The organism is Pseudomonas sp. A-1, assembly GCF_004801855.1.
Lineage (GTDB): Bacteria > Pseudomonadota > Gammaproteobacteria > Pseudomonadales > Pseudomonadaceae > Geopseudomonas.
The window spans coordinates 1-6,124 of record NZ_SSTC01000145.1 but is presented as its reverse complement, the minus strand read 5'-3'; the positions used below and the strand labels follow the sequence as shown (position 1 = coordinate 6,124).

Here is a 6,124-nt window from a genome sequence, read left to right as displayed (position 1 = left end):
CGTGCCGGCCACCGCCAGCGGCGCATCGACGCCGGCGCGCGCCAGGCAGGCGGCCAGCGCCGGCCACAGCTCGGCGAGCAGCGGCGCGGCGGCTTCGAGCCGCTGTTCCAGGCTGTCCGCCATCAGGCCGCCTCCTCGTCGAACGAGCGGGCAATCTGCAGGAAGGCGCCGCCGCCGATCTCGTCGTACGGGTCGAGTTCCAGCAGCTTGGCCAGCACCCGCTCGGCCTGCGCCACGCGGCCGCGGCGCAGGCGGATCACGCCGAGCGCCTTGAGGCTGAACAGGTACAGGCGCAGCGGTCCCTGGCGCTGCGTCCAGTCGGCGCTGGCCGGCCGCTGGCGCCGGTAGTTGCGGGCGATGCCGGCGCCGCGCGCCGCCTCGCGCAGCGCCTGCCAGACCGCCGCCTCGGCCTCGCGGTAGCGCTGGCTGACGAAGTAGAACTTGTACAGGCCGATGTGCGCGTCCGGCTCCTCCGGCCAGCGCCGGCGCGCCTCCAGCAGCAGGGCCTCGACCCCGTCGGGGGTGGCCGCGCACAGCGCATGGTTGAGCAGGAAGCGCAGCTTCTGCGGCGTACTGTCGGAAAAGAACGCCCGCTCCGGGGCGAACAGCAGCACTTCGGCCATGGGCGTCACCAGAGTTCGGCGGGGGTCAGCTTGTCCGCCCAGGGCTCTCCGCCCAGCAGATGCTGCTCGACGATGAGCGCCGCATCCTGCGGCTCGACCCAGCTGTACATGACCGCCCCGGGGTAGACCAGCACGTTGGCCCCGGCCTGGCAGGGGCCCATGCAGCCGGTGCTGGTCAGGGCGATGCGGTTGTTGAGGTTGTGCTGGATCAGCACCTGGGCGAAGGCGTTGTACACCGCCTCGGCGCCCTTGCCGCCGCAGCTGCCGCGCGGGTGGCCGTCGGCGCGGCGCTGGGCGCAGACGAAGATGTGGAACTCGGGCTTGGCCATGATCCGCTCTCCTCAGGCCGCGGCGGCGGCGTGGCTGTGGCACTGCTTGGGGCAGACCGCGGCGCAGGCCTTGCAGCCGATGCAGTCCATGGCGTCCTGGATGACCATCACCTTCATCTCGTCGTCCTCGTCGAACAGGTCGTCATCTTCACCGACCACATCGGCGCGATCGGCCAGGGTGAACACGTCGCGCGGACAGACCTTGTAGCAACGGCCACAGCCGATGCACTTCTGCGCATCGAGCGCGCTGACGAACTCCGGCGTCCACTCCACGCCACCCCGGGTCCGCCCGGTAATCATTGCCTCAGCCATGTTTCACTCTCCTCGCCGCCACCCAGGTGGCGCGGCCAACGGTTGTCGATCGGCGGCTGGCAGCCGCTCTCTTGCGCTAATCGGGGCACAGCCTCGTGAGCCACGCCGGGTCCGCCGCAGCGGAGGTCGGTGCGGGCCGCAGCGGCCCGCGTTCAGAGCGGCGGCGACCGGGTGAGCCGCCGCCGTGGTCAGACTCAGGCCCCTTCGCAGGCGTCCAGGCGCGCCTTGGCCGCGGCCCAGTCGACGCAGGCCTGGTGGGCCTGGCGGGCCAGCTCGGGCAGCGCGTCGTAGTCGGTGAGCAGGCGATCCTCGACCAGGTCGTGGATCTGCGACGCCCAGTCGCTGGCGATGCGCTTCTTCTGGCTGACGTCCTTCTTCAGCGCCTTGAGTTCTTCCTCGGTCATCACGGCCTCCGCCTCAGAGTTCGGCTACCACACGGTGCGCGCCGACCAGCGCGCTGGCCTTGTCCAGCTGCTTCTGCGCCTCGGCGACCAGCGCCTCCAGCGAGTCGAAGCCGAAGCGGTGGACGTCGCGCAGGGTCTTGTCCAGCGCCACCAGCTTGCCGACCAGGATCAGCGCGCGGCCGAAGCCCTCGTGGGTCAGGTTGATCACCGGCACGGCGAGCAGGCCGGTCTCGCGCTCGAGCAGCTGGGCCAGCGCGTTGTAGTAGGCCTTGACCCGCGAGATGGTGGTCTCGTCTGGGTCGCCCACCACCGGGATGGCCTTGCGCCGCTCCTTGGTCAGCACCAGCGGATCGAGCACGCGGGCATCGCTCCAGGTGTCGTAGGTGCCGTAGCTGTCCATGGCGCGCAGCTGCACCACCATCTGCCGGATGATCGGCTCCTGCAGGGCGGCATCGCCGTCCTGCACCACCGCGGGTTGTTCCTCGACGTCGAACATGGGGCTTTCCTCTCTGGATAAGGGGTGGCGCTACTCGTCCCAGGCCTCGCCGGCCATGGCGTCGAAGCGCTGGAGATCGGCGCCGCGGGTGCGCTGGATGGCCTTGGCCAGCCAGGCCGAGGGGCCTTCGCGCAGCTCGTCCTGCAGGCTCTCGAGCAGCTCGTCGATGCGCGCCGCCTCGGCCACCTTGACCGGCTGCACGCCGATGCTCAGCAGCTGGCGCACCGCCGAGGCACCGCAGGCGCGGCAGTACACGGCGATGCAGCCGTCGAGCAGCTCGAGCTTGACGGCCAGCTTGTCCTCGTTGCCGTCCTGCTCCAGGTCGCCGAACTCGATGACCTTGAGCAGCTGGGCGTGCTCGGGGTTGACGCCATAGATGACGAAGGCGCGCGACGAGCCGAAATGCTGGTCGACCGTCTCGCGATCGGCGGAGGCGAACGCCACCCTGAGCAGGGTGCCGTCGTCCTCGCCATCGAGTACCTGCAACTGCCGGGTCGGGCTGGCCATGCTCAGTGCCTCCATTGCGGCCGCTCGGCGGCCGGCTTCTGCGCGTAGATCGAGTGGTAGGGAGCCAGGCCCTGGTGGTGCTCGACCAGCAGGTTGGCGAGGTCGAACAGCGTCTGGGCGGTCGCCCGGTAGCCGCTCCAGCAGCGCTGGAAGCCGCCGAGCAGGTCGTACTGCGGAAAACCGACGCGCAGCAGCGGCACGCCGAGGCGCCCGGCGCTGGCCAGCGCATGGCTGTTGCCGAGGATCAGCTGCGCGCCCTGCGCGGCGGCGGCGCGCTCGAGATCCTCGAGATCGCCGACCTGGATGCTCGCCAGCGGCGAGGCGGCCAGGGCCGGCGCCCGCGCCGGCACCACCGCGGCCACCGTACGCGCGCCCATGCCGCGCAGCAGGGCGTCGAAGCCGAGCAGCAGGTCGGGATCGGCGGCGATGGCCACGCGCGCGTCGCCGAGCATGAAGTGGGTGTCGAGCATGGCGTCCTGCAGCTGGCGGCGCTGCTTCTGCCAGCGCTGCGGCACCGGGTTGCCGCTGATCCGGCTGAGCGCCAGCAGCCAGGCATCCACTGCGTCCAGGCCCATGAGCAGGCCGAAGCGCCGCTCCGGCACGCCGGTGCGCGCCGCCAGGGCATCGGCGGCGGCGTCCAGACTCGGCCCGACCACCAGGGTGGCGACGCTCTGCCCCGCCGTGGCCAGCTCGTCGATGGTCAGGCCGCCGGTGGTCAGCGGGTTGAACTGGGCGTCGTCGAGATGGCCGTCCAGCGAGCCGGACAGGTCGGGGATCAGCAGCGGGCGCAGGCCGAAGCTCTCGATGCTCTCGGCGATGAACTCAAGGTCGCCCGGGGTCAGGCTCGCCGAGCACAGCACGTTGACCTGGCGCGGCCGCCTGCCGACCTGGTCGCGGCGCTCCGGCACCAGGGTCTCGATCAGCGCCTTCACCGTGGCGGCGAAGCCGCTCTCGAAGCTGCCGGCGAAATCCGGGGTGTTCACCGCCACCACCGCCACCCTGGCGAACTCGGGGTACTGGCTGCGGAACTCGTGCAGCGCACTGTTGAGGTCGCAGCCCTGGGTCTCGGCCAGCGCGGTGGTGAGCAGGCCGATCACCGCCGGGTTCTGCTTCTCGCAGATGGTTTTCAGCGCCTCGACCACGTTGTCGTCGGCGCCCATCACCGAGCTGACCTGATCCATCGCCGTGGTCTGCAGCGGCACCGGCTCGCGGAAGTGGCGGACGAAGAACACCTTGGCGAACGCCGTGCAGCCGGCGGAGCCGTGCAGCAGCGGCATGCTGCGCGCCAGGCCGAGGATGGCCAGGGCGCCGCCCATGGTCTGGCTGGCCTTCAGCGGGCTGACCGCGAGGGCCTTCTTGCGATTGACGATCTCGGCCATGGCGATCTCCTCAGGCGGTGGCGGTCAGGGACGGGACGCCGAGCGGGGCGCCTAGCGGGGCGCCGCCGACGTCGCTCCAGGGGGCCGGGCGGCGCACCGCCTCCCACACCGGGCTCTCCAGGGTCAGGCACAGCTGGCGCACCAGCTCGAGCATGCCGGCGTAGCCGGCGTAGCCGAATTCGCGCTCCTGGTTGATGTCGAGGAAGGGAATGCGCGCCTTGAGCGCGGTGTACATGTTGCGGCCGCCGGCGATCAGGATGTCGGCGCGGTACTCGTCCACCGTCTTCAGCAGCGCGCGCGGGTTGCCCTCGTCGAGCATCTTCACGTCGTCGCCCATCAGCTCGCGGATGCGCGCCTTGTCCTCCTCGGTGGACTTCTTGGTGCCGGTGGCGACCACCTTCATGCCCAGGTCCTGCAGGCAGGAGATCACCGACCAGGACTTCACCCCGCCGGTGTAGAGCAGCACGCGCTTGCCCTCCAGGCGCGCCCGCCAGGGCTCCAGCGCGGCGCGGATGCGCGTCTCCTCGCGCTCGATCAGCGCCTCGGTGCGCGCGCTGAGGTCGGCATCGCCGATCAGCCGGGCGAAGTCGCGCAGCGCCTGCGAGGTGTCGGTGATGCCGTAGAAGCTGCCCTCGAACCAGGGCGTGCCGAAGCGCTCCTGCAGCTTGCGGGCGACGTTGAGCATGGCCTTGGAGCAGACCATCATGTTCACCGCGGCGCGGTGCATGGTCTGCACCTCGCGAAAGCGCGCATCGCCGGACAGCGTGCAGAGCACGCGCAGGCCCAGCTCGTCGAGCAGCGGCAGCACGTGCCAGAACTCGCCGGCGATGTTGTATTCGCCGATCAGGTTGACGTCGTGGACGCGGATGCCGGGGCGTTCGCTGCCGGCCGGCAGCGGATCGGGCTCGCGAGTGCCGATCACGTGCCTGAGCATCGCCTCGCCGGCGATGCGGTTGCCGAGGTTCTTGGTGCCGTAGAAGCCGGCCGAGTCCACCGGCACCACCGGGGTGGCGAAGTGCTCGCTGGCGGCCTTGCACACCGCGTCGAGGTCGTCACCGATCAGCGCCGGCACGCAGGTGTTGTAGACGAACACCGCCGGCGGCGCGTGGCTCTCCACCGCCTGGCGGATGGCATGGAACAGGCGCTTCTCGGCGCGGCCCATGATCACGTCCTGCTCGCTGAGGTCGGTGGTCATGCCGATGCGATACAGGTCGGGGCCGCTGGAGCGGGTGCCGCGGTTGTCCCAGGAACTGCCGGCGCAGGCGATCGGCCCGTGGACGATGTGCGCCACGTCGGCGATCGGCAGCAGGGCGATCTGCGCGCCGTCGAAGGCACAGCCACCGTCGGTGGCGCCCGGCTTGGGCTTGGCGCAGCCGGACTTCTCCTTCTTGTTGTGCTCGCAGGAAGGCTCGTCGAGCAGCTCGGCAATGTCCTTGGCTTTCATCGCTGACCCCCGTGGGTGCGTCGCTGGGTGGTGACGGGGGTGTTGCAAGGGCGGTGCCAGATGGCAGGTATTTGATTTACAAGGGATTTAGCTGGAGGAGCGTTGTCGGAAAGATGGCGGGGTGTCGGGTTTGCGACAAGGGGCGGAGGCAGTTGGCAGATCGAAACGACAGGCAGCGCGAGGGGCGGTCTTGATCGTTCCCACGCTCCGCGTGGGAACGCAGCCAGTGACGCTCTGCGTCACAGAAGCAGACGCGGAGCGTCCGGTAAGGCACTCCCACGCGGAGCGTGGGAGCGATCACCAAGAGTGAACAATGCATTGCAGCTCAATAACCATATTGGTTCATATCTGCCGTGAAGGATTTCGCGAGTCGATCACGACAGTCAGACTCATTTGCGCTCTCCCATTCACCCCCATATGTTTCACTCATTGAAAGACAGAATGTGCGTCTGAATTCCTCCCAATGCACCTTTGCTTCCACCAGGTTTTTGAGGGCTTCTTTACCATCTAGGCCAGGCTCCTGCTCAGCCTCCTTCTGCAATTGAGCAAACCTTGGCGGCGGCAAAAACTGAGTGCAACACCTGACCTTTCCGGTACGGTGTTGCCATGTCTTACCACGAACTCAGCATT

Annotated in this window: 8 protein-coding genes; all 8 read right to left on the bottom strand. The window is 69.2% G+C overall.

All coding sequences use genetic code 11. The features are described 5' to 3' along the window. Nucleotides 1–122 precede the first annotated feature (122 nt). Complete coding sequence (locus tag E5198_RS20030; RefSeq protein WP_136491680.1) at nt 123–623, bottom strand: hypothetical protein; 501 nt, start codon at nt 621–623, stop codon at nt 123–125. A 5-nt stretch (nt 624–628) separates the two neighbouring features. Next, nucleotides 629–952 (bottom strand): 2Fe-2S ferredoxin, encoded by a 324-nt coding sequence (locus E5198_RS20025; RefSeq protein WP_136491679.1) that lies wholly within the window; start codon nt 950–952, stop codon nt 629–631. 12 nt (nt 953–964) lie between these two features. Next, on the bottom strand, nt 965–1,264 hold the full coding sequence (gene fdxB, locus E5198_RS20020; protein ID WP_136491678.1) for a ferredoxin III, nif-specific: 300 nt from the start codon (nt 1,262–1,264) through the stop codon (nt 965–967). A 194-nt stretch (nt 1,265–1,458) separates the two neighbouring features. Beyond that, on the bottom strand, nt 1,459–1,668 hold the full coding sequence (locus E5198_RS20015) for a CCE_0567 family metalloprotein (RefSeq protein ID WP_136491677.1): 210 nt from the start codon (nt 1,666–1,668) through the stop codon (nt 1,459–1,461). Nucleotides 1,669–1,681: 13 nt separating this feature from the next. Then, on the bottom strand, nt 1,682–2,164 hold the full coding sequence (locus E5198_RS20010) for a NifX-associated nitrogen fixation protein (protein WP_136491676.1): 483 nt from the start codon (nt 2,162–2,164) through the stop codon (nt 1,682–1,684). Nucleotides 2,165–2,194: 30 nt separating this feature from the next. Next, nucleotides 2,195–2,671, bottom strand: coding sequence for a NifB/NifX family molybdenum-iron cluster-binding protein (locus tag E5198_RS20005; protein ID WP_136491675.1), 477 nt, complete (start codon nt 2,669–2,671; stop codon nt 2,195–2,197). Between the two features lie 2 nt (nt 2,672–2,673). After that, entirely contained in the window at nt 2,674–4,050 is a 1,377-nt protein-coding gene (gene nifN, locus E5198_RS20000) for a nitrogenase iron-molybdenum cofactor biosynthesis protein NifN (RefSeq protein ID WP_136491674.1), read from the bottom strand. A 10-nt stretch (nt 4,051–4,060) separates the two neighbouring features. After that, the gene (gene nifE, locus E5198_RS19995) at nt 4,061–5,494 is read right to left on the bottom strand and encodes a nitrogenase iron-molybdenum cofactor biosynthesis protein NifE (protein ID WP_136491673.1); all 1,434 of its coding nucleotides are present in this window, start codon (nt 5,492–5,494) and stop codon (nt 4,061–4,063) included. Nucleotides 5,495–6,124 lie beyond the last annotated feature (630 nt).